The sequence below is a fragment of the Stenotrophomonas sp. RIT309 genome (assembly GCF_000632045.1).
Taxonomy (GTDB): Bacteria; Pseudomonadota; Gammaproteobacteria; order Xanthomonadales; family Xanthomonadaceae; genus Stenotrophomonas; species Stenotrophomonas indicatrix.
In genome coordinates this window covers 45016-69456 of record NZ_JFYS01000007.1, presented here as the reverse complement: position 1 = coordinate 69456, position 24441 = coordinate 45016, and the positions used below count along the sequence as shown (strand labels likewise).

At 67.7% G+C, this 24441-nt stretch carries 21 protein-coding genes; 13 read left to right on the top strand and 8 right to left on the bottom strand.

The annotated features are described in order from the left end of the window. Positions 1-166 precede the first annotated feature (166 nt). Positions 167-553, bottom strand: coding sequence for a VOC family protein (locus tag BW38_RS14880; protein WP_032975493.1), 387 nt, complete (start codon positions 551-553; stop codon positions 167-169). 1 nt (position 554) lies between these two features. Then, positions 555-1343, bottom strand: coding sequence for an enoyl-CoA hydratase-related protein (locus tag BW38_RS14885; protein ID WP_025874745.1), 789 nt, complete (start codon positions 1341-1343; stop codon positions 555-557). A 120-nt stretch (positions 1344-1463) separates the two neighbouring features. Here BW38_RS14885 and BW38_RS14890 point away from each other — a divergent pair, with 120 nt between their 5' ends. The 3 genes from BW38_RS14890 to BW38_RS14900 are packed head-to-tail and all read left to right on the top strand — an operon-like array spanning position 1464 to position 3831. Beyond that, positions 1464-1718, top strand: a complete 255-nt coding sequence (locus BW38_RS14890; RefSeq protein ID WP_025874743.1) for a FeoA family protein — start codon at positions 1464-1466, stop codon at positions 1716-1718. Next, positions 1715-3577 (top strand): ferrous iron transport protein B, encoded by a 1863-nt coding sequence (gene feoB, locus BW38_RS14895; protein WP_032975492.1) that lies wholly within the window; start codon positions 1715-1717, stop codon positions 3575-3577. The genes BW38_RS14890 and feoB overlap by 4 nt, the downstream gene beginning before the upstream one ends. Beyond that, a complete protein-coding gene (locus tag BW38_RS14900) occupies positions 3577-3831 on the top strand; it encodes a DUF6587 family protein (RefSeq protein WP_025874739.1) in 255 nt (84 codons plus the stop codon). Before feoB ends, BW38_RS14900 begins: the two co-directional genes overlap by 1 nt. Before the next feature lie 247 nt (positions 3832-4078). Here BW38_RS14900 and BW38_RS14905 read toward each other — a convergent pair whose 3' ends face one another. Beyond that, positions 4079-4660 (bottom strand): NAD(P)H-dependent oxidoreductase, encoded by a 582-nt coding sequence (locus tag BW38_RS14905; RefSeq protein WP_032975491.1) that lies wholly within the window; start codon positions 4658-4660, stop codon positions 4079-4081. A 55-nt stretch (positions 4661-4715) separates the two neighbouring features. Continuing rightward, entirely contained in the window at positions 4716-5111 is a 396-nt protein-coding gene (locus BW38_RS14910; RefSeq protein WP_032975488.1) for a MerR family transcriptional regulator, read from the bottom strand. 159 nt (positions 5112-5270) lie between these two features. Between BW38_RS14910 and dapB the strand changes: the two genes are divergently transcribed. The 6 genes from dapB (at position 5271) to BW38_RS14940 (ending at position 12661) form a co-directional block, all read left to right on the top strand. Beyond that, positions 5271-5999 carry a 4-hydroxy-tetrahydrodipicolinate reductase gene (dapB, locus tag BW38_RS14915; RefSeq protein WP_080277594.1) on the top strand — a complete coding sequence of 243 codons (729 nt, stop codon included), beginning with the start codon at positions 5271-5273 and terminating at the stop codon, positions 5997-5999. Between the two features lie 289 nt (positions 6000-6288). Further along, positions 6289-7419 carry a glutamine-hydrolyzing carbamoyl-phosphate synthase small subunit gene (gene carA, locus BW38_RS14920; protein WP_025874731.1) on the top strand — a complete coding sequence of 377 codons (1131 nt, stop codon included), beginning with the start codon at positions 6289-6291 and terminating at the stop codon, positions 7417-7419. Beyond that, entirely contained in the window at positions 7419-7967 is a 549-nt protein-coding gene (locus tag BW38_RS14925) for a hypothetical protein (protein ID WP_032975486.1), read from the top strand. Before carA ends, BW38_RS14925 begins: the two co-directional genes overlap by 1 nt. Before the next feature lie 54 nt (positions 7968-8021). Next, positions 8022-11264: a carbamoyl-phosphate synthase large subunit gene (carB, locus tag BW38_RS14930; RefSeq protein ID WP_032975484.1), complete on the top strand. Its 3243-nt coding sequence runs from the start codon at positions 8022-8024 to the stop codon at positions 11262-11264. A gap of 8 nt (positions 11265-11272) precedes the next feature. Beyond that, entirely contained in the window at positions 11273-11737 is a 465-nt protein-coding gene (gene greA / locus BW38_RS14935; protein WP_025874725.1) for a transcription elongation factor GreA, read from the top strand. A gap of 3 nt (positions 11738-11740) precedes the next feature. Then, positions 11741-12661 (top strand): phosphoglycerate mutase, encoded by a 921-nt coding sequence (locus tag BW38_RS14940; RefSeq protein ID WP_032975483.1) that lies wholly within the window; start codon positions 11741-11743, stop codon positions 12659-12661. A 117-nt stretch (positions 12662-12778) separates the two neighbouring features. On the opposite strand, the gene BW38_RS0120540 is transcribed toward BW38_RS14940, so the two are convergent. Together BW38_RS0120540 and BW38_RS14945 are read right to left on the bottom strand one after the other, a co-directional pair. Beyond that, the gene (locus BW38_RS0120540; protein ID WP_161763228.1) at positions 12779-13828 is read right to left on the bottom strand and encodes a DUF1176 domain-containing protein; all 1050 of its coding nucleotides are present in this window, start codon (positions 13826-13828) and stop codon (positions 12779-12781) included. A 16-nt stretch (positions 13829-13844) separates the two neighbouring features. Further along, entirely contained in the window at positions 13845-14885 is a 1041-nt protein-coding gene (locus tag BW38_RS14945; RefSeq protein ID WP_032975482.1) for a DUF1176 domain-containing protein, read from the bottom strand. 121 nt (positions 14886-15006) lie between these two features. Here BW38_RS14945 and recJ point away from each other — a divergent pair, with 121 nt between their 5' ends. Next, a complete protein-coding gene (gene recJ / locus BW38_RS14950; protein ID WP_032975538.1) occupies positions 15007-16764 on the top strand; it encodes a single-stranded-DNA-specific exonuclease RecJ in 1758 nt (585 codons plus the stop codon). Between the two features lie 40 nt (positions 16765-16804). Here recJ and BW38_RS14955 read toward each other — a convergent pair whose 3' ends face one another. After that, positions 16805-17854: a DUF1176 domain-containing protein gene (locus BW38_RS14955; protein WP_032975481.1), complete on the bottom strand. Its 1050-nt coding sequence runs from the start codon at positions 17852-17854 to the stop codon at positions 16805-16807. A gap of 133 nt (positions 17855-17987) precedes the next feature. Between BW38_RS14955 and BW38_RS14960 the strand changes: the two genes are divergently transcribed. Beyond that, the gene (locus BW38_RS14960; RefSeq protein WP_032975480.1) at positions 17988-20894 is read left to right on the top strand and encodes a VIT domain-containing protein; all 2907 of its coding nucleotides are present in this window, start codon (positions 17988-17990) and stop codon (positions 20892-20894) included. On the opposite strand, the gene BW38_RS14965 is transcribed toward BW38_RS14960, so the two are convergent. Continuing rightward, the gene (locus BW38_RS14965) at positions 20833-22122 is read right to left on the bottom strand and encodes an acyltransferase family protein (protein ID WP_235189911.1); all 1290 of its coding nucleotides are present in this window, start codon (positions 22120-22122) and stop codon (positions 20833-20835) included. The two genes, BW38_RS14960 and BW38_RS14965, sit on opposite strands and share 62 nt — an antisense overlap. A gap of 197 nt (positions 22123-22319) precedes the next feature. Between BW38_RS14965 and BW38_RS14970 the strand changes: the two genes are divergently transcribed. Both BW38_RS14970 and prfB read left to right on the top strand, forming a co-directional pair. After that, complete coding sequence (locus BW38_RS14970) at positions 22320-23162, top strand: LytTR family DNA-binding domain-containing protein (protein WP_081794546.1); 843 nt, start codon at positions 22320-22322, stop codon at positions 23160-23162. A gap of 90 nt (positions 23163-23252) precedes the next feature. Then, positions 23253-24378, top strand: a protein-coding gene (gene prfB / locus BW38_RS14975) for a peptide chain release factor 2 (protein WP_099783880.1) whose coding sequence is annotated in 2 segments (ribosomal slippage) — positions 23253-23327 and positions 23329-24378 — 1125 coding nt in all. Because the reading frame shifts where the segments join, the coding sequence is not laid out codon by codon here. Positions 24379-24441: the final 63 nt, after the last annotated feature.

The window sequence follows — 24441 nt, the reverse complement described above, 5'->3', positions numbered from 1 at the left end:
CACCCCCATGAAAAGCGGGGCGGGGCGGGCAGGGCGGATGGGATCGGCTGGGGTCACGACGGTTCCTGGGAAACGGGGGCGGCCCGGTCTTCGCCAGGCTGCCAGATGAGATACGCAGGCGGGTCGCACAAGCGGCCATGCCCGCGTCTGGTTACGGCGGAAGGATCTACCCGGGCAGGTGGCAGACCGCCTCGATGTTGTTGCCGTCGGGGTCGATCACGAAGGCGGCGTAATAGTCCGGGTGGTACCAGGGACGCAGGCCGGGCGCACCATTGTCGCGTGCCCCTGCGGCCAGCGCGGCGGCGTGGAAGGCATCAACCTGGGCGCGTTCGGCGCAGACGAAGGCCACGTGCACGCCCTGGCTGACCGGCGCCGCATTGCCCAGCCAGAAGAACGGCTTGCCGTGGTTGCCGAAACCTACGTGGTCGTGGGCACCGGTCTGTTCGGCGCTGACCTCCATCACCACGCCGATCTGCAGCGGTGCCAGCGCCTGCAGGAAGAAGGCCCTGCTGCGCGGCAGGTCGCCGCTGTTCAAGCCGATATGGTCCAGCATGTCAGGCCTCCGTGACCCAGTGCGGCGCGCGTTTGTCGAGGAAGGCACCCAAGCCCTCCTGGCCTTCGGCCGATACCCGCAGGCGGGCGATCAGGGCGGCATTGTCACGGTCCAGGCTGTCGCGATCATGGGCGTCGCGAACCTGCCGGACCAGCAGCTTGGCCGAAGCCGAGGCGATCGGCCCGGCCTTGTCGAGCAAAGCCAGCTGTCGCTGCACGGCCTCGTCCAGGCGTTCGGGCTCCACCAGCTGGTGGATCAGGCCGATACGCAGGGCGGTGTCGGCGTCGAAGTGCTCGCCGGTGGCGAACCAGCGGCGGGACTGGCGGCTGCCGATGGCCTCGATCACATAGGGCGAGATCACTGCCGGCAGCAGGCCCAGACGGCTTTCGGTCAGGCCGAAGCGGGCGGCGGTGGTGGCGATGGCGATATCGCAGCAGGCCACCAGGCCGACGCCACCACCAAAGGCGGCGCCGTGGACGCGGGCGAGGGTGGGCTTGGGCAGTTCGTCCAGGGTGCGCATCAGCCGGGCCAGGGCCAGGGCGTCGTCACGGTTGTCGGCCTCGCTGGCGGAGGCCATGCCGCGCATCCACTGCATGTCGGCACCGGCGGAGAAGGAGGCACCGTGGCCGGCCACCACCACCGTGCGCACCGTGTCATCGCGGCCGGCCGCTTCCAGGGCTGCGGTCAGCCGGGCGATCAGGCCGGCGTCAAAGGCGTTGTGCAGCTCCGGCCGGTTCAGCCAGAGGGTCAGGACAGCGCCGTTGCGCTCGATCTGCAAAGCATCGTTCATGGGATTCCGGGGGTTGCTCCATACCTGTATGGATCATAGCGGGCCGTTGGTCATGGGCCATGACGCGACGCGGGAATGTTAGAATCGAGAACCATTTACATCCAGCAGAGAACACGCTAGATGACGCTGTCCGAACTGCCCCTGCACGCCTCGGCCGTGGTCGATTCCGTGCAGGACCTGCATGCCAACGATGCCATCGCCCGGCGCCTGCGCGAGCTGGGCTTCGTCAAGGGTGAGGAAGTGCGCCTGGTGGCGCGAGGCCCGGTTGGTGGCGAGCCGCTGCTGGTGCAGGTCGGGTTCACCCGTTTCGCGCTGCGTATCAGTGAGGCCCGGCGCGTGGTCATCGACCCGGCCAGCCAGGAGGGACGTGCATGAGCGCCACCGCAACCGCCGCCCCGCTGCGCATCGCGCTGGTCGGCAACCCCAACAGCGGCAAGACCGCGCTGTTCAACCAGCTGACCGGCAGCCGGCAGAAGGTCGCCAATTACACCGGCGTCACCGTTGAGCGCAAGGAAGGCCGCCTGCGTGCGCCGTCCGGCCGCGAGTTCGCCGTGCTGGACCTGCCGGGCGCCTACAGCCTGCAGCCGGCCAGCCTGGACGAGGCGATCACCCGCGACCTGTGCCGGGGGTTCTACCCGGGCGAGGCCGCGCCGGACGTCCTTCTGTGCGTGATCGACGCCACCAACCTGCGCCTGCACCTGCGCTTCGCCCTGGAACTGCGCGAGCTGGGCAAGCCGATGATCATCGCCCTGAACATGGTCGACGCCGCGCAGCGCCGCGGCATCCAGATCGATGTGGCCGCGCTGGAGCGCGAGATCGGTGTGCCGGTGGTGGAAACCGTGGCGGTACGCAAGCAGGGCGCGCGTGCACTGGTGGAACGCCTGGATACGATGGTGCCGCACCTGGATGCGCCGCTGGCCGGCGTTGAGAGCGGTGTGGACTACCACGCGCAGGTGCGCGCGATCCTGGCCGCAGCCGTACGCATGCCGGCACGGACGGCGAAGATCGACGACACGCTGGACCGCTGGCTGCTGCATCCGGTGTTCGGCCTGATCACGCTGGTGGTGGTGATGTTCCTGATCTTCCAGGCGGTGTTCGCCTGGGCCACGCCGCTGATGGATGGCATCGAGGCCGGCTTTGCCTGGCTGGGTGAGCTGGCTGCCAGCGTGCTGCCGGCGGGTCCGCTGACCAGCCTGCTGACCGACGGCATCATCGCCGGCCTGGGCGGCGTGGTGGTGTTCCTGCCGCAGATCCTGATCCTGTTCGCCTTCATCCTGGCGCTGGAAGAGTCCGGTTACCTGCCACGCGCCGCGTTCCTGCTGGACCGCATGATGGCGGCGGCCGGCCTGTCGGGGCGGTCGTTCATCCCGCTGCTGTCCAGCTTTGCCTGCGCGGTGCCGGGCATCATGGCCACCCGCAGCATCCAGGACCCGCGTGACCGCCTGGCCACGATCCTGGTGGCACCGCTGATGACCTGCTCGGCAAGGCTGCCGGTGTATGCGCTGCTGATCGGTGCGTTCATACCGGCCGGCAGGATCGGCATCTTCAACCAGCAGGGCCTGGTGCTGTTCGGCCTGTACGTGGCGGGCATCCTCAGCGCGCTGGTGATGTCGTGGGTGATGAAGAAGTGGCGCCGCGACAAGAGCGAGCACCCGCTGATGCTGGAGCTGCCGTCGTACCGCATTCCGCATCCGCGCGACCTCGCCGTCGGCCTGTACGAGCGCGGCATGATCTTCCTCAAGCGTGTCGGCGGCATCATCCTGGCGCTGACCATCCTGCTGTGGTTCCTGCTGTCGTTCCCGGGCGCGCCCGCCGACGCGACGATGCCGGCCATCGACTACAGCTACGCCGGCCAGATCGGTCATGCGATGACCGCGATCTTCGCGCCGCTGGGCTTCAACTGGCAGATCTGCATCGCGCTGATCCCGGGCCTCGCTGCGCGCGAAGTAGCGGTGTCCTCGCTGGCGACGGTGTATGCGCTGTCGGCCGCCGATGATGATGCGGCGATCTCCGCACTGTCGCCGGTGGTGGCCGACGGCTGGTCGCTGGCTACCGGCCTGGCCCTGCTGGTGTGGTTCATCTACGCGCCGATGTGCATTTCGACGCTGGCCACCATCAAGCGCGAGACCAACTCGTGGAAGACGATGGGCTTCTCGGCGTTCTACCTGTTTGCTGCCGCCTATGTCGCGGCGCTGATCACCTACCAGGTGACCGTGGCGCTGGGAGGCGGCTGATGGATGCCGGCCTGCTGGTCCAGTACCTGATCATCGCGGTGGCCGTGCTGGTCAGTGCGTGGGTGGTGTTGAAGAAGCAGGCGCCCGGCACCGTGCGCAAGCTGCGCGGCGCGCTGGCACTGGCGCTGCTGAAGCCGGGCCGTGCGGCCTGGCTGCAGGCGCTGGGCCGGAAGATCGCGCCGCCGGCCACTGGCGGTGGCGGTGCGTGCGGCGGCTGCGACAGCTGCGGACCGACGCCGCCGAAGCAGCACTAGAGAGGCGTCTGGGCGCTGCCCTGGTGAGTGCGGACCTTGGTCCGCACTGCCGATTGATCATCCACGCATGGCGTGGATCTACCCATCCCCAGCGCTGCCCTCCAGCGGTGTCGGAATTGATCATCCACGCATGGCGTGGATCTACCCATCCCCAGCGCTGTCCTCCAGCGGTGTCGGAATTGATCATCCACGCAGGACTTGGATCTACGTTGCAGGCAGGGTGAGGCGACCGGTTCGCGGCGATGCGTCAACCTGCCCGCGTGCCAAGCTCCGCTGCCAGTGCCAACCAGCGTTCGCGCTGTTGCGGCGTGCTACTGCGCACCGGGCCCAGCCGGCTGACCCGCACCGGGCGGATGCCGCAGAACTTAAGGATGGTGGCGCGGATCTGGGTAATGCCCGGATCGCGGTAGATCCAGCGGTAGTACCAGGGCGGCGTATCCAGCGTGGTGATGACCCGCGCGCTGCGCCCCGCCAGTAGCCGGTCCCACCACACCGAATCGCGCCGGTAGCGAAAAGCAAAGCCCGGCAGCAGCACGCGGTCGAAGAAGCCCTTCAGCAGTGCCGGCATCGCGCCCCACCACGTCGGGTAGACCAGCACCAGGTGATCGCAGGCCTGGATCGCGTCTGCTGCATCCTGCAGGTCGGTTTCCAACGGCTGGATCTGGCGATAACCGTGGCGCAGCACCGGGTCGAACTGCAGTTCACCCAGGGCGATCAAGTGCACGCGGTGGCCGGCGTTGCGGGCGGCGGTCGCGTAGCGCTGGGCGAGGGCGCCGCACAGGCTGTCGCGGTCGGGATGGCCAAGCAGGATCAGGATGGAGCGGGACACGGCAGTCTCGGAGGCTGGAAGGCGACCGACGTTGCGCTATGCCCCAAGGGCAGAGTCAAACCCCGCCGGGGCAGCCAGCGGAGGCCAGCACGCAGGGACCATCGCCCTGTTGCAGCCATTGCCGCAGCTCGTCAGCCACATGCAGCAGCTCGATCTCGGTGCGGGCAAGGCGCTCGCGCTCGGCGGCAATCGCAGTGCGCTGGCGTTCCAGCAGGGCGAGCACGGCTGGCCAGTCCAGCTGGCCGTCGCCGCGCTGCAGGCGGGTGATGGCGGCCAAGCCGATGCCCAGCCCCAGTGCCTGTCGGATCAGCTGCACCCAGGCCACGTCCTGCTCGCTGTAGTCGCGATAGCGGTTCAGGCGCGGCACTGGCGGCAGCAGGCCGCGTGCCTCGTACAGGCGGATGGCCTTGGCGCTGGCGCCGGTGCGGCGGGCGACTTCGGAAATGCGCACCGTTTCAGCCCTGCATCCGCGCAGGCGGCATGACGGCGTCAGCGCTTGGCGCGGGCGGTTTGCAAAGGTGCATGGGGTGCGGGCCAGCGCTTGAAGGGGCACGCAGCGTAGCAGCGACAGTGCTTGCCGGACCATGCGTGCTGCCGCTAGCCTGCGTGCATGAACCAGACTCCCCTGCGATTGCTTATTCACGGCGCCTCCGGGCGCATGGGCCAGGCCCTGTTGCGGCTGGCCGCCGAACATCCTGATTCCCTGCAGATCGTCGCTGCGGTGACCGGCCGCGCGCCGGCGCAGCGGGTGATCGACGGCGTGCCGTTCTTCGCGGCCAGCGAGTTGCCGGGGGCGCCGGTGTTCGATGTGGCGATCGACTTCAGCCTGCCCGAGGGCTTCGATGCGCTGCTGGCACTGTGCGTGGAGCGCGGTGCGGGACTGGTATCGGGCACCACCGGTATTTCCAGTGTGCAGCGCCAGGCACTGGAAGCAGCGGCGGCGAAGATCCCGCTGGTGTGGGCGTCGAACTTCAGCCTGGGCGTGGCGGTGCTCGATGAGCTGGTGGAACGTGCAGCGCAGGCGCTGGCCGGCTGGAACTGCGACATCGTCGAATCGCACCATACGCAGAAGAAGGACGCTCCCTCGGGCACGGCGTTGACCCTGGGGGCCGCGGCGCAGCGGGGCGGGGCCGAGCCGCAGTACGCCAGCCTGCGCGCCGGAGACATCGTCGGCGAGCATCTGGTGCAGTTCACCGGCCTGGGCGAGCGCATCGAGCTGGTGCACCGGGCCACCAACCGCGACATCTTTGCCCGCGGGGCGCTGTTTGCCGCTCGCCAGCTGCAGGGCCGGGCGGCTGGCAGCTACCGGGTAAGGGACCTGCTGGACGGCCCCCTGTAACCGGTAGCGCCGGGCCATGCCCGGCGTCGGTGGCAGATCCGCCGGGCATGGCCCGGCGCTACCCTTGGGTGCCTGCATACGGCCCCGGATTGAAATGAATGCGCAATCGCCTGTTCATGAATGGCGATAACCGCTGGCGCGAGCGCCCCGGCACCGCTACAATTCGCACTCGCCGAATCACGAAAGCCGGACCGGTCCCAGACCGTACGTCCGCGCTTTTTTGCAACCGGATTTCCGTGAAGCGCAGGCGTGACTTCGGCACCCCCTCGGTAGCCAAAGTGAGAATTCCGTGACCCAAGCCGCAATCCTCGTCCTCGAAGACGGCACCGTATTCGAGGGCGAATCCGTAGGCGCGCCCGGCCTGTCCGTCGGTGAAGTGGTGTTCAACACCGCCATGACCGGCTACCAGGAAGTGTTGACCGACCCGTCCTACGCCCGGCAGATGGTCACGCTGACCTATCCGCACATTGGCAACACCGGCATGACCGACCAGGACGATGAAGCGTCCAAGGTGTGGTCGGCCGGCCTGATCGTGCGCGACGTACCGCGCCGCCCGAGCAGCTGGCGCAGCCAGGTGTCGCTGCAGGACTGGCTGATCCAGCGTGGCGTGGTCGCCATCGCCGGCATCGACACCCGCAAGCTGACCCGCATACTGCGCGAGAAGGGTGCCCAGAACGGCGCGCTGATGGCCGGCGACGGCATCGACGTGGAAAAGGCACTGGAAGCGGCCCGCAAGTTCCCGGGGCTGAAGGGCATGGATCTGGCCAAGGTCGTGACTACCGACAAGACCTACGTCTGGACCGAGGGCCAGCTGGACCTGGATGCCAACGCCTTCGTCAGCGTGCCGGCCCAGTACAAGGTCGTGGCGTACGACTTCGGCGTGAAGACCAACATCCTGCGCATGCTGGCCGAGCGCGGCTGCGAGGTCACCGTGGTGCCGGCGCAGACCCCGGCCGCTGAAGTGCTGGCGCTGAAGCCGGACGGCGTGTTCCTGTCCAACGGCCCGGGTGACCCGGAACCGTGCGACTACGCGATCGCCGCGATCAAGACCTTCATCGACGTGAAGATTCCGACCTTCGGCATCTGCCTGGGCCATCAGCTGCTGGGCCTGGCCTCGGGCGCGAAGACGATCAAGATGGGCCATGGCCACCACGGCGCGAACCATCCGGTGCAGGACCTGGACAGCGGCCGGGTGATGATCACCTCGCAGAACCACGGCTTCGCGGTCGATGAAGCCAGTCTGCCGGCCACGCTGCGGGTGACCCACCGTTCGCTGTTCGACGGCACCAACCAGGGCATCGCCCGCACCGATGTGCCGGCGTTCTCGTTCCAGGGCCACCCGGAAGCCTCGCCGGGCCCGCATGACGTCGGTCCGCTGTTCGATCGTTTCGTGACCCTGATGGCCGAGGCGAAGGCTTGATGCGCAGCGCCGCTCTGCTGCTGTCGCTGTGCTGCGCCGCGGGTGCGGCACAGGCTGCGCCGGCGTCCGCTGCGGACATGGACGCGCTGCTGCACACGTTGAAGAAAGACTCGGTCGGTGCGTCGTCGGCGGCGATGATGGTCGAGGAGGTGCCAACGCTCAAAGCGCTGGCCGAAAGCGATCGCCAATGCGCCCGCACCTCCATCCAGTCGTTCTTCTACGTTCATGCGCGCCAGTCGTTGATCAACAGCCTTGGCGAGGACGGTGACGTGATCGTCGCGGACTGGTCGCGCTTCCTGGCCACACCGTCCGGAAAGGGTTACCTGATCCTCACCCGCGCGCTCCCGGAGTCGGCAGCGGACGCGTCGGTCAACGTCAACGACGAGGCGTACGCCGCCGGATTCGACGCCTTTCTCGGCAGTACGTCCTTCAAGCGCCTGGATGCTGGTTTCGATGCAATGAGCGTCCCTGACGAATATGCGGTGAAACTGAGCCAGGGATTGCAGGACCAGTGCGGGATTGCGCTGAAACCCGAAGAGATTTCCTGATCGACAGCGTGCGATCACTCCCCCTTGTCACGCTGTACTGACTTAGAGAAGAAAATGCCCAAGCGCACTGACCTCAAGACCATCCTCATCATCGGTGCCGGCCCGATCGTCATCGGCCAGGCCTGTGAGTTCGATTACTCCGGCGCCCAGGCCTGCAAGGCCCTGCGAGATGAGGGCTACCGCGTGGTGCTGGTCAACAGCAATCCGGCCACGATCATGACCGACCCGGAGATGGCCGACGCCGTCTACATCGAGCCGATCAACTGGCAGACCGTCGAGAAGATCATCGCCAAGGAGAAGCCCGACGCGCTGCTGCCGACGATGGGTGGCCAGACCGCGCTGAACTGCGCGCTGGACCTGGCCGACAACGGTGTGCTTGAGAAGTACAACGTCGAGCTGATCGGCGCCAAGCGCGAAGCGATCATGATGGCCGAAGACCGCGAGCTGTTCCGCGTGGCGATGAGCGAGATCGGCCTGGAGTGCCCGACCGCTGCCGTTGCCCATACCCTGGACGAAGCGCTGGAGATCCAGACCCGCGTCGGCTATCCGACCATCATCCGCCCCAGCTTCACCCTGGGCGGCAGTGGCGGCGGCATCGCCTACAACCGCGAAGAGCTGATCGAGATCGTCAACCGCGGCCTGGAACTGTCGCCGACCACCGAAGTGCTGGTCGAAGAGTCGGTGCTGGGCTGGAAGGAATTCGAGATGGAAGTGGTCCGCGATACTGCGGACAACTGCATCATCGTCTGCTCGATCGAAAACCTGGACCCGATGGGCGTGCATACCGGTGACTCGATCACCGTGGCCCCGGCGCAGACCCTGACCGACAAGGAATACCAGCGCCTGCGTGATGCCTCCATCGCCGTGCTGCGCAAGATCGGCGTGGATACCGGTGGTTCGAACGTGCAGTTCGGCATCAACCCGGACACCGGCCGCGTGGTGGTGATCGAGATGAACCCGCGCGTGTCGCGTTCCTCGGCGCTGGCGTCCAAGGCCACCGGCTTCCCGATCGCCAAGGTCGCCGCCAAGCTGGCCGTGGGCTACACCCTGGACGAACTGAAGAACGAGATCACCGGCGGCCTGACCCCGGCCTCGTTCGAGCCGTCCATCGACTACGTCGTCACCAAGATTCCGCGCTTCGCTTTCGAGAAGTTCCCGGCTGCCGATGCGCGCCTGACCACCCAGATGAAGTCGGTGGGCGAGGTGATGGCGATGGGCCGCACCTTCCAGGAATCGATGCAGAAGGCCCTGCGTGGCCTGGAAACCGGCAAGGTCGGCTTCGACCCGACCGGCCTGGACCTGACCAGTGAAGACGATCTGCAGACCCTGCGCCGCGAGCTGAAGGCGCCGGGTCCGGAGCGCCTGTTCTTCGTCGCCGACGCGTTCCGCGCCGGCATGAGCGTGGAGGACATCTTCAAGCTGTCCTACATCGATCCGTGGTTCCTGGACCAGATTGAAGAAATCATCGCCGCCGAGACCCAGGTCGCAGCCGATGGGATCGACGCACTGGATGCGGCGCGCCTGCGCAAGCTCAAGCGTGCCGGCTTCTCCGACGCCCGCCTGGCCCAGCTGACCGGCACCAACGAAGCGGCCGTGCGTGCGCTGCGTCGCGCACACAAGGTGCGCCCGGTGTACAAGCGCGTGGACTCCTGTGCCGCCGAGTTCTCCACCGGCACCGCCTATCTGTACTCGACCTACGAGGACGAGTGCGAAGCCGCGCCGAGCAACCGCGACAAGATCATGATCCTCGGCGGTGGCCCGAACCGCATCGGCCAGGGCATCGAGTTCGACTACTGCTGCGTGCACGCGGCACTGGCGCTGCGCGAGGATGGCTATGAAACCATCATGGTCAACTGCAACCCGGAAACCGTGTCGACCGACTACGACACCTCCGACCGCCTGTACTTCGAGCCGCTGACCCTGGAAGACGTGCTGGAAATCGTCGAGCTGGAGCAGCCGAAGGGCGTGATCGTGCAGTACGGCGGCCAGACCCCGCTGAAGCTGGCACGCGCGCTGGAAGCCAACGGCGTGCCGGTGATCGGCACCAGCCCGGACTCGATCGACCTGGCCGAAGACCGCGAGCGCTTCCAGCAGCTGGTGGACAACCTGGGCCTGAAGCAGCCGCCGAACCGCATTGCCCGCAACGACCAGGAAGCCCTGCTGCTGGCGCGCGAGATCGGTTACCCGCTGGTGGTGCGCCCGAGCTACGTGCTGGGTGGCCGCGCGATGGAAATCGTCTACGGCGAATCCGATCTGGCCCGCTACGTGCGTGACGCGGTGAAGGTGTCCAACGATTCGCCGGTGCTGCTGGATCGCTTCCTCGACAACGCCGTCGAGTGCGACGTGGACATCATCGCCGACGCCCAGGGCAACGTCCTGATCGGCGGCGTGATGGAGCACATCGAAGAGGCTGGCGTGCACTCGGGCGATTCCTCCTGCTCGCTGCCGCCTTACTCGCTGTCGGCTGAAACCCAGGCCGAGCTGCGTCGCCAGGTGGTCGAGCTGGCCAAGGCCCTGAACGTGGTGGGCCTGATGAACACCCAGTTCGCGATCCAGACCGATGAGGAAGGCAACGACACCATCTTCCTGCTGGAAGTGAATCCGCGTGCCTCGCGCACCGTGCCCTTCGTGTCCAAGGCCACCGGCATGCCGCTGGCCAAGATCGCGGCCCGCTGCATGGCGGGCAAGACCCTGGAAGAGCAGGGCGCCACCAAGGAAATCGTGCCGGACTACTACTCGGTGAAGGAAGCGATCTTCCCGTTCGCCAAGTTCCAGGGCGTCGACCCGATCCTCGGGCCGGAGATGCGCTCCACCGGTGAGGTGATGGGCGTGGGCCGCAGCTTCAACGCCGCCTTCGCGCGCGCGCAGGAAGCCGGTGGCATCAAGGCGCCGCCGGTGGGCAAGGCGTTCGTGTCGGTGCGCGACCCGGACAAGAAGCGCGTGCTGCCGGTGGCCAAGGCCCTGCTGGCGCGTGGCTACAGCCTGGTTGCCACCCGTGGCACCGCAGCGTGGCTGCAGCAGCACGGCATGGACTGCGAGATCATCAACAAGGTGGTCGAGGGTCGCCCGCACATCGTCGATTCGATCAAGAACGGCGAGATCGTCTATATCGTCAACACGACCGAAGGCCGTGCCGCGATCAACGACTCGTTCTCGATCCGTCGCGAGGCACTGCAGCACCGTGTCACCTATTCGACCACCATTGCCGGTGCCAAGGCGCTGGTGGATTCACTGGAATTCCGCGGTACCGGCCCGGTCTGGTCGCTGCAGGAACTGCACAAGGAGTTGAACGCATGAGAGCACCCATCACGATGAAGGGCGCGCAGCGTCTGCGCGACGAACTGGATCACCTGAAGTCGGTCAAGCGTCCGAAGGTGATCGCCGCGATCGCCGAAGCGCGCGAGCACGGCGACCTGAAGGAGAACGCCGAGTACCACGCCGCGCGCGAGGAACAGGGCTTCATCGAAGGCCGCATCAAGCAGCTGGAAGGCGAGCTGTCGCACGCCGAGATCATCGACGTGAGCAAGCTCAATGCAGGCTCCAAGGTGGTGTTCGGGGCCAGCGTGATCCTGGCCGACGTGGAATCGGACGAAGAGAAGAAGTACCAGATCGTTGGTGATCTGGAAGCGGACATCAAACTCGGCCTGATCGCGATTTCCTCGCCGGTCGCCCGCGCGATGATCGGCAAGCTGGAAGGTGATTCGATCGTGATCGATGCGCCGGCCGGCCAGCGCGAGTACGAGATCGTCAGCGTCAGCTACCAGGACTGATCCGTGGCGACGGCGACCCTGCTGTTGCCGGCACGCAGCCGCTTTGCGGTAGCTGCATTGCCGGATGACGTGGCGCGCGCCCTGGGCCGCGCCACCACCTCGCAGGGCGACGCCGGTGAACGCGCGCAGCTGCTGCGCCACTTCACGGTGGCCGCGCCGCACTGGCCGGTGGCTGCGTTGACCCGCCAGCGTGACGTCGGCGATGCCGCCGGCGCCTGCTGGCTGCGTGCCGATCCGGCCTGCATGGTGCCGGACATGCATGGCGCGCGGATGATGGGCCACGGCGAAACGCTGCGGCCCAGCCTGGCCGATACGCTGGCGTTGCTGCCCGTGCTGCAGCCGCTGTTTGCGGATGCAGGCTTCGTGCTGGATGCACCCGATCCGTCACGCTGGTACCTGCGCCTGCCCATCGGTACTGAACTGCCGGAGTTCGACAGCCCCGACGAGGTGCTGGGTGATGACCTGTTCTCGCACCTGCCGCCGGGCGAGGCGGGCCGTCGCTGGCGCGCACTGATGACCGAAGCGCAGGTGCTGCTGCACACCCACGCGTGGAACCAGCAGCGCGCCGCGCAGGGCCAGCAGCCGATCAATTCGCTGTGGTTCTGGGGTGGTGGCGTGATGCCGGTATCGGTGGCTACGCCGCACGCGCAGGTGCGCAGCCGCGATGCGCTGCTGCAGGGCCTGGCCCAGGCCGCAGGTGTCGCGGTGGATGGCGAGCAGTCGGTCGATGCACTGGTCGACCTGCGCCAGCTGCGCTCGCTGCAGCAGCTGGGCAACGATGCAATCCGGCCGCTGCTGGCCGCGCTCAAGCGTGGCGAGCTGCAGCGCCTGGTGCTGGATTTCGAGGACGGCCTGCAGTTCCAGCTGGATCGCGGCCAGCGCTGGCAGTTCTGGAAGAAGCCACGGCAGCTTCACGACGCCTGAAGTGGTGGTAGCGCCGGGCCACGCCCGGCGGATGCCCTAGCGCAGTTCTGGAAGAAGCCACGGCAGCTTCACGACGCCTGACGGGGTGGTAGCGCCGGGCCATGCCCGGCGGATGCCCTAGCGCGATTCCGTAACGTAGGTCGGCAGTTGCCAGTGGCGCTGACCGGCGCCCAGGCAGTGCCGGCCGACGAAGGTTGCCGCCAGCACCAGGCGGGCTCCATCCCAGGCCCAATGCCGGTCTGTCCCGCAGCGGTCCGTAGCGCTTGCAAAGCCTTCTTCAAGGAACACGGCATGCGGGTAGAGCGGAAACAGCGTGGATGCGGTGATCGGCACGGGCGTGAAGGGCGGTCGGTCGCGGATCACCCAGCTGCCGGCTGGCCGGATGTAGCGGCCGGTCGTGCAGTTCAACATCGCCAGCACATGCGTTGCATCGATCCGCTCGATGCGCAGGTAGCGGGAAGAGGCTGCAGCGCAACCCGCGCCAGCCTCGGCGCGCGGTAGCAGTGCTTGCAGTAGATCGGCACGTTCGGCCAGCGCGGCATCCTCGTCGTGGGCTTCAACCAGCAGCGGTGGCGGCACCAGGCGAGGTGCCACCCGTGCGACCGGCACCTGCGATTCCGGCCGCAAACCCTTGCCCACCAACGCCCCGGGGGTGTGCAAGCGGCCCTGTGCCTCGTCCATCTTCAGCAGCAGTGCGGCATTACCGCTCTCTGCCAATGGCCATGCCTGGCCCGCCGTGTCGGTCATCCTGACCGGCCGCCCGCGCACCAGTGCATCCAGCAGCGCCTGCGCATGTGGTGGTGCCAGAGCCAGGCCGGCCTCAAGCGCATCCACCGGGCCGATATCACCCAGGTCCGCGCCATCCACATGCAGCCGCAGCCGGCCCTCTGGATGCACCCGCGGGCTGCGGGGCGCGCCGTCACTGCCATCAGCCAGCGACAATCGCGCCGTCACGGGGGTGTCTGGTCCAGCGGCACGCTCGATGAGCACGCCCAGCATCAACGCGGCCGGTGGGCCGAACGCCACCATCCGGCAGGTGCCTGTGTTATCGCATGCCAGGTGTCCGTTCTGTTCAAGGAACGTGAACTGCGCGGGCGTGCCGGCGAAGCTGACAGGTGCCAGCGTCAGTGACGCCAGCGCCAGTAGAGGAAATCGAAGCGTAGTCATGTTCCAGGTTTCCGGGTCAGCGGACCGTGCTGACCAGCGTCGGCAGCGTCCAGTGCCCGCCCGCCACGCCACGACACAGACCGGTACTGAACGCACTGCTTGGCTGGAATCTGCGGCCATCCCAGGCCCAGTCCCAGCCGGAAACGCAGTCGCCGATGCCGCGGCCCTTGTAGCGCGCGTACAACGTGCGATCGGAGCGCGAGAAGCCTTCTGCCTCCAGCGTGACCGTCTCAGGTGCGAACGGCGGCTGATCGCGCGCGATCCAGAAGCCATTGCTGTAGTTGTACGCGCCCATCTGGCACAACGCCTGCACCAGCACATGGTGGTCGTCCAACCGCTCGATCACCATTTCCGGCGTCCCCTTGTACTCGATCAGGCGCGGACAGTCGTCGTTGTCGCCGAGCGTGGCAATCAGCGCGTCGCGCAGCGCTTCGCTGCGGCCCAGCCCGCTATCGCCGGGGCGGCCGGCCGCCAGCGCGCCGCGCACGATCACCGGCTTGGCCACCGCGGCGGGCACGCTCGCTTCGGCACGCGTGCCGCGGCGTACCAGCGCACCGGGCGTGCCCACGCGCCCTTGGACCTCGTCCATTTTCAGCAGCACCGCGGCGGCACCACGATCGGAAATCGGCCAGCGCGTGCCCTTGCTGTCGATCACCTCGATGCGTGCCTGGCCGGGCAGGGCGGCCAGCAGGCCTACTACCTGCGTCGGCCGCAGCATCACTGCTTCGTCGGCCCCGGTGTCCTGCACTGGGCCCAGATCACGACCGTTCACGTGCAGGCGCATTGAACCTTCAGGCACTGCACTTTCGCCATCCTCGCCGACCCGCAGCCTCGCCTTCACTGCCGTGCCGGGGCCGCCGGCACGTTCCAGCATCAGGCCCAGCAGGCTGTCCGCCTTTTCAGGGCCGTAGCCGGCTGCACGGCAGGTGCCGGTGTTGTCGCAGGCCAGGAACCAGTCGTGGTGCACGAACTCGATACCGGGGGTTGGCGGCGTGTTTGCGGCCTGGGAAGCAAGTGGCAGGAGGCTGGCAAGCAGTACGGACAGCAGGCGGTACATGGCGAATTCCGTTTCAGAAGCGAACAAGCATGGGCGATCGCCACGCTTGCGCCAAGCCCGGAAGAGCCTGGCGAGCCGAGCGGGGTATCATGCGCGGGTCTTCCGCAACCCGGCGATGCCGATGTCCCTTGCCGCCGATGCTGCGCTGCCGTCTTCCGATACGCCGATGATCCGCCGTCGCGATGCAGTCGCGCCCGGTAGCTGGCCGGAGGGCACGCTGCCCCTGCTGGCCCGCCTGTATGCCGCACGTGGTGCGCACACGCCGGAGCTGGCCCTGCCCAAGCTCGGCAACCTGCATGCGCCGGAACTGCTGACCGGCATCGACGCGGCGGTGGACCTGCTGGTGCAAGCCATCGCCGCCGACAAGCGCATCCTGGTAGTTGGTGATTTCGACTGCGACGGCGCCACCGCCTGCGCGGTCGGTGTGCGTGGGCTGCGCATGCTCGGCGCGCAACATGTCTTCCACGCAGTGCCCAACCGCATGGTGCACGGCTATGGTCTGTCGCCGTCTCTGGTGGACGAGCTGGCTGCGCTGCAGCCGGATCTGCTGGTCACCGTCGATCACGGCATTGCCTGCCATGCCGGCGTGACCGCGGCCAAGGCGCGTGGCTGGCAGGTGCTGGTGACCGATCACCATCTGCCCGGTCCACAGCTGCCACCGGCCGATGTCATCGTCGACCCCAACCTCGACGGCGACGCCTTCCCCAGCAAGGCGCTGGCCGGTGTCGGCGTGATCTTCTACGTGCTGATGGCGCTGCGCCGGCAGATGCGCGAAGCGGGGGTATTTGCCGATGGCAAAGGGCCGGACCTGACCACGCTGCTGGACCTGGTGGCGGTGGGCACAGTGGCCGACCTGGTGGTGCTCGATGCCAACAATCGCGCCCTGGTCAGCGCGGGATTGCGCCGGCTGCGCAATGGCCAGGGCTGCGTCGGCCTGAAGGCATTGATCGAGGCCAGCGGCCGCGACGCCGCGCGCCTGACCGCCACCGACATCGGCTTCGGGCTTGGCCCGCGCTTGAACGCGGCCGGTCGGTTGGAAGACATGGCATTGGGTATCGCCCTGCTGCTCACCGAAGATCCGCGGCAGGCCCGCGACATCGCGCAGACGCTGGAACAGATCAACGCCGAGCGGCGTGCGGTCCAGCAGTCGATGACCGATGACGCCGAACACGCGCTGTCGCGGGTGGTGCTCGATACCGCAGGGCAGCGCCCGGTGGCGGCCTGCCTGTTCGATGCTGATTGGCACCCCGGCGTGGTTGGCCTGGTTGCTTCAAAGATGAAGGATCGCCTGCATCGGCCGGTGATCGCGTTCGCGCCGGCCGAGCCGGGCGCCGACACCCTGCGCGGCTCGGCGCGTTCGATCGCCGGCCTGCATATCCGTGATGCGCTGGCGCTGGTCGATGCGCGCCATCCCGGCTTGATCGAGCGCTTCGGCGGTCACGCGATGGCCGCCGGGTTGAGCATGCGCCTGGATCATCTGGCTGCCTTCGAAGCCGCGTTCGTCGCCACCGTGCTGGAAATGCTCGACCCGGCTGCACTGCAGCAGCAGGTGCTCAGCGACGGCGAACTGGCCGCGGACGAACTCGATCATCGCCATGCCGATGCGCTGCGTTTGGCGGGTCCATGGGGGCAGGGCTTTCCCGAGCCGCTGTTCGATGGCCACTTCGAAGTGGCCAACTGGCGCGTGCTGAAGGAACGGCATCTGAAGCTGGAACTGCGCCTGCCCGGCGTACCCGGCACGATCAACGCGATCCATTTCGGCGGCTGGCACGGCAATGCGCCCGGTCGCCACGTGCATCTCGCCTACCGGCTCGCCTGCGATGACTATCGTGGCGGCGCCGCCATCCAGCTGATCGTCGAGCACTGCCTGCCGGCGTAGTCCATGCCGGGCATGGCCCGGCGCTACCGCTTCGGAAGGGTCAGCGTACGTCGGTCACCCGCGTCGGCAGTTCCCAGGTACCCCCGGGAACGCCGCGACACAGGCCGCCACTGATCGCCGAGGTCGCGACGAAGCGGGTGCCATCCCAGGACCACGTTTCATCCGACACACAGTCGGCCAGACCGCGGCCCTTGTGCGAGGCGACGATCTGCCCGTCGCCGTAGTCGATCGCGTCGCTGGTCACCCATTGCGGCTGGTAGGGCGCTTTCTCACCGATGACCCAGTAGCCATCACCGCTGTTGTAGGCCGCGCGCCAGCAGGGGACGTTGACCAGCAGATGCTTGGCGTCCAGGCGCTGGATCTGCAGTGGTGAATTGCTGATCGGAAGATCCGGGTCGGTGTCGAGCAGGCCTTCGCAGCTGGGTTCTACCAGAGTGGCGCGCAGCGCCGCACGCAGCGCCGGCGAGGCGGCCAGCTTGGAAAACGCCGGGTCGTCCGGTGGCGTCGACAGCGTCGCTGCCTTGCGCACCACGGGTTTGGCAACGGCGGCAGGCACGCTGCTTTCGGCAGCGGCCCCCTTGCGCATCACCGCGCCCGGCGTGCCCACGCGGCCCTGGAACTCGTCGGTCTTCAACAGCACAGCCGCTGCGCCCTTGTCCGACAGCGGCCACGTGTGGCCGGCGCCATCGACAACCGCGATGCCACCATCGCGCACCAGCGCGGACAGCACTGCGCTGGTCTGTGCCGCGCTGAGCACATGGACACCCGGCTCCGTGGCCGGCGCCAGCACACCGAGGTCACGCTGCTGGATGCGCAGGTGCAGCGCGCCCTTGGGCTGCGGCTGGTCATCGATCGGCTGCAACGACATCCGACCGCTGATGGCCTGATTGGGGCCGCCCGCCCGGGTCAGCAGCACGCTCAGGGTGCTGTCATCGCCACTGGCGTAGCCGGCCGCGCGGCACGTGCGCGTGTTGTCGCAGGCCACGACCCAGTCGTGATGCTGGAAATAGAGGCCTGCAGGCGCATCGACGGCGCCGGCGGCCAACGGCCAGCACAGGGCCAGCAGGGTGGGAAGCAGGGGAGAACGCATGGGCATCCTTGCACGGGATCGGGAAGTCGCACATGGTGCGCCCAGGGGCAGCGAAGAACCAGCATGGAATCACGTTAACCCCGTCCACCCGGTTGGTGCGTTCAAGCAGTCACGATCCCACTGGAGTCCTGTCATGGTCTTCGCCCGTTGCTGCGCTGTGTTGTTGCTGGCCCTTGCGGCCTGGCCTGTCGGCGCTCAGGCGCCCCGAATTGCTCGACCGCAGGCAACCACTCCGCTCCTGATCGCGCCCGCCGCCGAGCAGCCCGTGCAGCTGCGACATGCCGGCATCGAAGGCGAGGTCCAGGCCGGTATCGCCCAGACCCGTATCACCCTGGAGTTCCATAACCCCAACCAGCGCGTGCTGGAAGGCGAGCTGCAGTTCCCGCTGGCCGAGGGCCAGCAGATCACCGGGTTCGCCCTGGACATCAACGGCGAGTTGCGCGAGGCAGTACCGGTGCCCAAGGACCGCGGTCGTCAAGTGTTCGAGGAGATCGCCCGCCGTGGTGTCGACCCGGGCCTGCTGGAGCAGACCGCCGGCAACCAGTTCCGGCTGCGCGTGTATCCGCTGCCGGCCGGCGGCAGCCGCCGCGTGCAGTTGGTCGTACGCGAGCCGCTGGCATATGCCGGGCAGGGCTGGCGTTGGACACTGCCGCTGCAGTTCGTCGCCGGCGCCGCAGCCGTCGAACTGGACGTGCGGGCACCGAAGGGGGCTGAGGCAGGAAGCGCGCCGTTCCGCATCGCCGATGGCCGCCTGCACTGGCAAGGACGTGGCGCGCAGTTGCCGGCCCAGCTGCAATGGACGCTGCTGGCCGAGCGCAAGGCACAGGTGCAGGTTGCACGCTGGCAGGACGGTCACTACCTGTTGGCGCAGCTGCCGGTGCCGACGTCGACCGCGCCGCGCCGTGTGCCGTCGGAGGTGGGGCTGCTGTGGGACGGTTCGGGTTCCGCAGGCCAGCGCGACCGCACCCGCGAGTTCGCGCTGCTGGATCGCTACTTTGCTGCGATGGGCGAGGGCAACGTCGCGCTGACCGTGCTGCGTGATCGCGCCGAGCCTGTGCGTCGTTTCCGTATCCGCAGGGGTGACTGGAGTGAACTGCGGCGCGCGTTGATGGCGGTGCAGCCGGATGGCGCCAGCGCGCTGGCGCAGTGGCAGCCGCAGCCCTCGGTGAAGGAGTACCTGATGGTCAGCGACGGCCTGCTGACCTATGGGCCGGAAGCACTGCCGGCGTTGGCCGCCGATCAGCGCCTGTTTGCGGTCAGCAGTGCCGGCGCACGCACCGATGCCACCCGCCTGCGCGGTTGGAGCGAGGCGCATGCCGGCAGTTTCGTGGCGCTCGGCAGCGATATCGATGCCGCTGCGCGGGAGCTGCTGTCGATGCCGCTGGATATCCAGATCGATGCCGGCCGTGGTGTGCAGGACGTGGTGGTCGACCGCCGCAGCCAGGCCCAGGGCTGGCTGTGGTTGCATGCGCGGTTGGCGGCCGAAGGTGTGCCGATGCGGGTGCGCATTGCCGGTGGGCAATGGCAGGCACTGCCGGAGAGCTCCACCAGCGCCGATGGCGATCTGCTGGCCGGCCTGTGGGCACAGGCACGCCTGCAGCAGTTGTCGACCGATCGGCGCGGCAATCGCGAGGCGATGCAGCGCCTGTCGCAGCAGTTCAGCCTGGTGGGCCCGGACACTTCACTGATCGTGCTGGAAACGCTGGACGACTACCTGCGCTACGCGATCCGCCCCGCAGGTGCCTTGCGCGCCCAGTACGACCAGCGCTTCGCACGCCAGGTTGCAGATCGCGATGCCGCCGACCGTCAGCGCCTGGACAAGGTGGTGACGCAGTGGCAGCAGCGCCAGCAATGGTGGAGCCGCCGTTGGCCGAAGGGCATGCGCGTGCAGGCGAAGGCGCTGGAAGTGGTCGGTCAGGACGCGTACGCGGCTGCCCCGGTGGCGATGCTCGCCGCGCCTCCTCCCGCGCCAGCGCCGATGGCCGTTGCCGCCGAGCAGCGGGCGGAGTCCAGCAGCGCGCGCGCCCGTCGATCGCCGCCGCGGCAGGCACCTGCGGGCCTGGAGGCCGCGATGGATGCCGTTGCCATCGAACCCACGGCGTCCAATGCACCGGCCGCCGCCAATGACGGTCAGCTGGGAATCCGGTTGGCCGCCTGGCAATCGGATTCGCCGGTTGCCCGCCGCCTGCGCCAGGGGCCGTCGTCGCAGCTGTACGACCGCTATCTGGCCGAGCGCGCTGCGAACGCCAACAGCAGTGCGTTCTTCCTCGACGTGGCCGATCTGCTGATCGAACAGGGGCAGCGCGACCTTGCCCTGCGCGTGCTGTCCAACCTGGCCGAGATGGAGCTGGACAACCGCCATCTGCTGCGCGTTCTCGGCTATCGCCTGCTGCAGGCCGATGCACCCGCACTGGCGGTGCCGGTGTTCGAGCAGGTGCTGGCGATGGGGCAGGAAGAACCGCAGAGTTTCCGTGATCTGGGCCTGGCGCTGGCCGCAGCGGGCAAGCCGCAGCAGGCGCTGGCGCCGCTGTACCAGGTGGTCGTGCGGCCGTGGGATGGTCGTTTCGACGGCATTGCGCTGATCGCCCTGGATGAACTGACCAACCTGGTGGCCGGCAGCACGCCGCGCCTGGATACCACCGGCATCGACCCGCGCCTGCTGCAGGCGATGCCGCTGGACCTGCGCGTGGTGCTGGCCTGGGATGCCGACAACAGCGACATGGACCTGTGGGTCACCGACCCGAACGGCGAGCGTGCGTACTACGGCAACCGCCTGACCTACCAGGGTGGGCAGATGTCGCAGGACTTCACCGGTGGCTATGGTCCGGAACAGTTCTCGCTGCGCAACGCCAAGCCGGGCAAGTACAAGGTGGAGGCGAACTACTTCGGCAGCCGCCAGCAGCTGGTAACCGGTGCCACGACGCTGATGCTGCGCCTGACTACCCATTGGGGCACGCCGAAGCAGAAGGACCAGATGATCACGATGCGGCTGAAGGATCGTGCCGAGACGGTGCTGGTTGGCGAGTTCGAGGTGCGGTAGCGCCGGGCCATGCCCGGCGGCCGGCGCTGTGATCCTGCGTGATGCTCACTGCGCCGTTGCGATCGGCACGCAACCCGAACAGCGGCCGCAGCCAGCGCACACGGCGCACCAGCAGTTCGTGGATCAGCAGGCAGCCGGCGACGGTGCCGACAATCACCAGCGCCGGCTCCAGCCATGCGCCCAGCTGCAAGGGCCTCAACCAGTACAACAGCATGATCAGCACGGTCTGGTGCAGGATGTACCAGCTGAACACCGCCTCGCGGCAGTAGCCCAGGCCACGCCATGGCCGCGCCAGCAGGACCTGCGCCCATCCGAAGAGGGCCAGCAGGGAACACCAGGTGTACAGCGCTCGGCCAACGTGCTCGGCCTGCGCCCACGGCAGCGCCAGCACCCACTGCGGCAGATCGCCGAGGTCGGGCATCCGCCCCAACGCGCGGATGCCCAGTTCGACAGTCAGCCCGACAACGGCCAGCGCCAGGGTCAACCGCCGGCCGCGCACCAGCAGATCCCAGCCGCGCTGCCAGCGCGCGGCGAGGAAGCCGCCGAGGAACAGGGGCAGCGATTCGGCGTGGACGTACAGGTCATCGACCAGCGCATGGGTTGGCGGGTGGGTGGGCAGGATCACCAGCAGTGCCCACGCCAGCCACAGCACCGGCAGCAGCAGGCCCAGCGTGGCCACCCAGCGGTCGCCTGCAGGCAGGCCCGGCAGGCGGTGGCGCAGCGGCCGCACTACGCTGGCCAACACGATCGCCAGCAGCGTGTAAGGGATCAGATAGGCCAGGTACCACAGGTGGTTCCAGGTGAAGCCATAGGCGGCACCGGTGAAGCTGGCTCCCGGCCACGGCCGGAATTGCCAGTAGCGCCACAGGAATGCGCCGAGCCCTGGCGTGACGTCGCCCTTGTCCACCGCTTCACAGTAGGCCTGCAGCGAAACGACCGCGACGATGCCGAACAACAGCGGCAACAACAGCCGCCCGCCGCGCCGCAACGCGAACCGCCAACGGCCCTGCGCGGGCAGGCACAGGCCCAGCGCGATGCCGGAGATGGCAAACAGCAGCGGCATGCGCCAACGATTCAGCGCGATCATCGGCCATTGCAGCCACTCCGCGGTGTGGACGCTCTTGAGGTGGAAGTCCCATCCGGCCACGTAGGCCATGGCCACGTGGTAGAGGATCAACAGCCCGAAGGCACCGATACGCAGGGTGTCGAGGTCGTGGCGGCGGGTCATGGCGGTATCCGTGTTGGCGTCCTCACAGAGTGGAAGTCCTCGTGGGCTGTCGCCAGCAGCAAGGGGCGGTTGGATGCCCTGCAGGGCCCAATGGCGGGGCGGGGGGACGAATGGCGTACGTCAGCGGGGCTGCGGTTGGCGATAATCCAGTGATGGATGAGTACAACCAGCAGGATCCGGACGTGCGTGGCGAATCGATGGGCAACGGCAGGCAAGGGCGGCAGGCAGCCGTGTTCTGGGTCGTACTGTTCCTGGGGACGGCGGCGGCCAATGTGCTGGCCAAGGCCATGATGGCGGCGCGCGATGGGCTGCCCTCCCAATGGATGGCGGCCACGATTGACGAGTTCAGCAGTGCGCTGGTGTCGCTGCTGCTGTTGGCGGTGCTGATCCGCGCCGCGTCGCGCTGGCCGCTGCACGCCGATACCTGGCGACAACGCTTGGCGCCGTATCTGCTGGGCGCGGTTGCGTGGTGGCTGCTGCATGTGAGTGTGATGGTCCTGCTGCGCAAGGCCGCCCACGCCGTGCTTGGCAGCCACTACACCTTTGGGGACTGGCCGGCGCAATGGTTCTACGAGTTCTTCAAGGACATCCAGACCTATGCGCTGCTGGTCTCGGCAGTCCATGCCCTGGCCTGGTTCGGCCGCCGCCGCCAGGGTGAAGCGACCCTGCTTGCCGCCCCCGATGAGGGCCCGCCGGTCGAACCGGTCGATCGCCCCGACCATTTCCTTGTGCGCAAGCTGGGCAAGGAGTTCCTGGTGGCCACGGCCGACGTCGAGTACGCCCAGGCCGCCGGCAACTATGTGAACCTGCGGGTGCGCGGGCATGACTACCCGCTGCGGATCACCATGGCAGTGCTGGAGGCGCGGCTGGACCCGGTCCTGTTCCTGCGCAGCCACCGCAGCTGGCTGGTCAACCGTGATCAGCTGCGCTCGATCGAGCCGCTGGATGGGGGCGAGGCCTTGCTGCACATGGCCGATGGGGCCAAGGTACCCTGCAGCCGGCGGCAGCTGCCGCTGCTGCGCCAGGCCCTGGGCGGGTAGGGGCGTGTCGGGGCGGGACCGGCTTCTGCGCCGGTTCACCCCGGCCTGCGGTATCATTTGCAGTCATCTTTTGAATGCATAACCGCCGACATGATCGAACTGAATCCTGTCCGCCAGCGCATCGCCGATCTGACCGATCGCGTGTTGTCGCTCCGGGGGTATCTTTGACTACGACGCCAAGAAAGAGCGTCTTGAGGAAGTAACGCGGGAGCTGGAAAGCCCCGACGTCTGGAACAACGCCGAGTACGCCCAGAACCTGGGGCGCGAGCGCTCGACCTTGGAAAAGACCGTGGGCGGCATCGCCGCGGTGCTGGAAGGCCTGAGCGACGCCACCGAACTGCTGGAGCTGGCCGAGTCCGAGCAGGACGAGGACACCGCGCTGGCCGTGGTGGCCGACCTGGACAAGCACCAGGCGCACGTGGAGAAGCTGGAGTTCCAGCGCATGTTCTCCGGGCAGATGGACAACGCTCCGGCGTTCGTCGACATCCAGGCCGGTGCCGGTGGTACCGAAGCCCAGGACTGGGCCGAGATCCTGCTGCGCATGTACCTGCGCTGGTGTGAATCGCGTGGCTGGAAGACCGAGCTGATGGAAGTGTCCGGTGGCGACGTCGCGGGCATCAAGTCGGCCACGCTGCGCGTGGAAGGCGACTACGCCTATGGCTGGCTGAAGACCGAGACCGGCGTGCACCGCCTGGTGCGCAAGTCGCCGTTCGACTCGGACAACCGCCGCCATACCAGCTTCACCTCGGTGTTCGTGTCGCCGGAAGTGGACAACAACATCGAAATCGACATCAACCCGGCCGATCTGCGTACCGACGTGTACCGCTCGTCCGGTGCCGGTGGTCAGCACGTCAACAAGACCGAGTCGGCGGTGCGTATCACCCACATCCCGACCAACACGGTCGTGGCTTGCCAGACCGGCCGTAGCCAGCACCAGAACCGCGACAACGCGATGAAGATGCTGGCCGCCAAGCTGTACGAGCTGGAGATCCAGAAGCGCAACGCCGAGCGTGATGCGGTGGAAGCCACCAAGTCCGATATCGGCTGGGGCAGCCAGATCCGCAACTACGTGCTCGACCAGAGCCGTATCAAGGACCTGCGCACCGGCATCGAGCGTTCGGATACGCAGAAGGTGCTCGACGGTGACCTGGACGAGTTCGTCGAGGCCAGCCTGAAGGCCGGCCTGGCGGTCGGCTCCAAGCGCATCGATGCCTGATGCGTGCCCGGCGACAGCGGTACCGTCCGCTGCCCGGGCCCTGCGTTGCGGGACGTCTTCGGC

Bases quoted from the DNA above. Each gene is read 5' to 3' on its own strand.
- BW38_RS14880 (WP_032975493.1), bottom strand. From the start codon at position 553: ATGCTGGACCATATCGGCTTGAACAGCGGCGACCTGCCGCGCAGCAGG.
- BW38_RS14885 (WP_025874745.1), bottom strand. From the start codon at position 1,343: ATGAACGATGCTTTGCAGATCGAGCGCAACGGCGCTGTCCTGACCCTC.
- BW38_RS14890 (WP_025874743.1), top strand. From the start codon at position 1,464: ATGACGCTGTCCGAACTGCCCCTGCACGCCTCGGCCGTGGTCGATTCC.
- feoB (WP_032975492.1), top strand. From the start codon at position 1,715: ATGAGCGCCACCGCAACCGCCGCCCCGCTGCGCATCGCGCTGGTCGGC.
- BW38_RS14900 (WP_025874739.1), top strand. From the start codon at position 3,577: ATGGATGCCGGCCTGCTGGTCCAGTACCTGATCATCGCGGTGGCCGTG.
- dapB (WP_080277594.1), top strand. From the start codon at position 5,271: ATGAACCAGACTCCCCTGCGATTGCTTATTCACGGCGCCTCCGGGCGC.
- BW38_RS14925 (WP_032975486.1), top strand. From the start codon at position 7,419: ATGCGCAGCGCCGCTCTGCTGCTGTCGCTGTGCTGCGCCGCGGGTGCG.
- carB (WP_032975484.1), top strand. From the start codon at position 8,022: ATGCCCAAGCGCACTGACCTCAAGACCATCCTCATCATCGGTGCCGGC.
- BW38_RS0120540 (WP_161763228.1), bottom strand. From the start codon at position 13,828: ATGACTACGCTTCGATTTCCTCTACTGGCGCTGGCGTCACTGACGCTG.
- BW38_RS14945 (WP_032975482.1), bottom strand. From the start codon at position 14,885: ATGTACCGCCTGCTGTCCGTACTGCTTGCCAGCCTCCTGCCACTTGCT.
- recJ (WP_032975538.1), top strand. From the start codon at position 15,007: ATGTCCCTTGCCGCCGATGCTGCGCTGCCGTCTTCCGATACGCCGATG.
- BW38_RS14955 (WP_032975481.1), bottom strand. From the start codon at position 17,854: ATGCGTTCTCCCCTGCTTCCCACCCTGCTGGCCCTGTGCTGGCCGTTG.
- BW38_RS14960 (WP_032975480.1), top strand. From the start codon at position 17,988: ATGGTCTTCGCCCGTTGCTGCGCTGTGTTGTTGCTGGCCCTTGCGGCC.
- BW38_RS14965 (WP_235189911.1), bottom strand. From the start codon at position 22,122: ATGACCCGCCGCCACGACCTCGACACCCTGCGTATCGGTGCCTTCGGG.
- BW38_RS14970 (WP_081794546.1), top strand. From the start codon at position 22,320: ATGGGCAACGGCAGGCAAGGGCGGCAGGCAGCCGTGTTCTGGGTCGTA.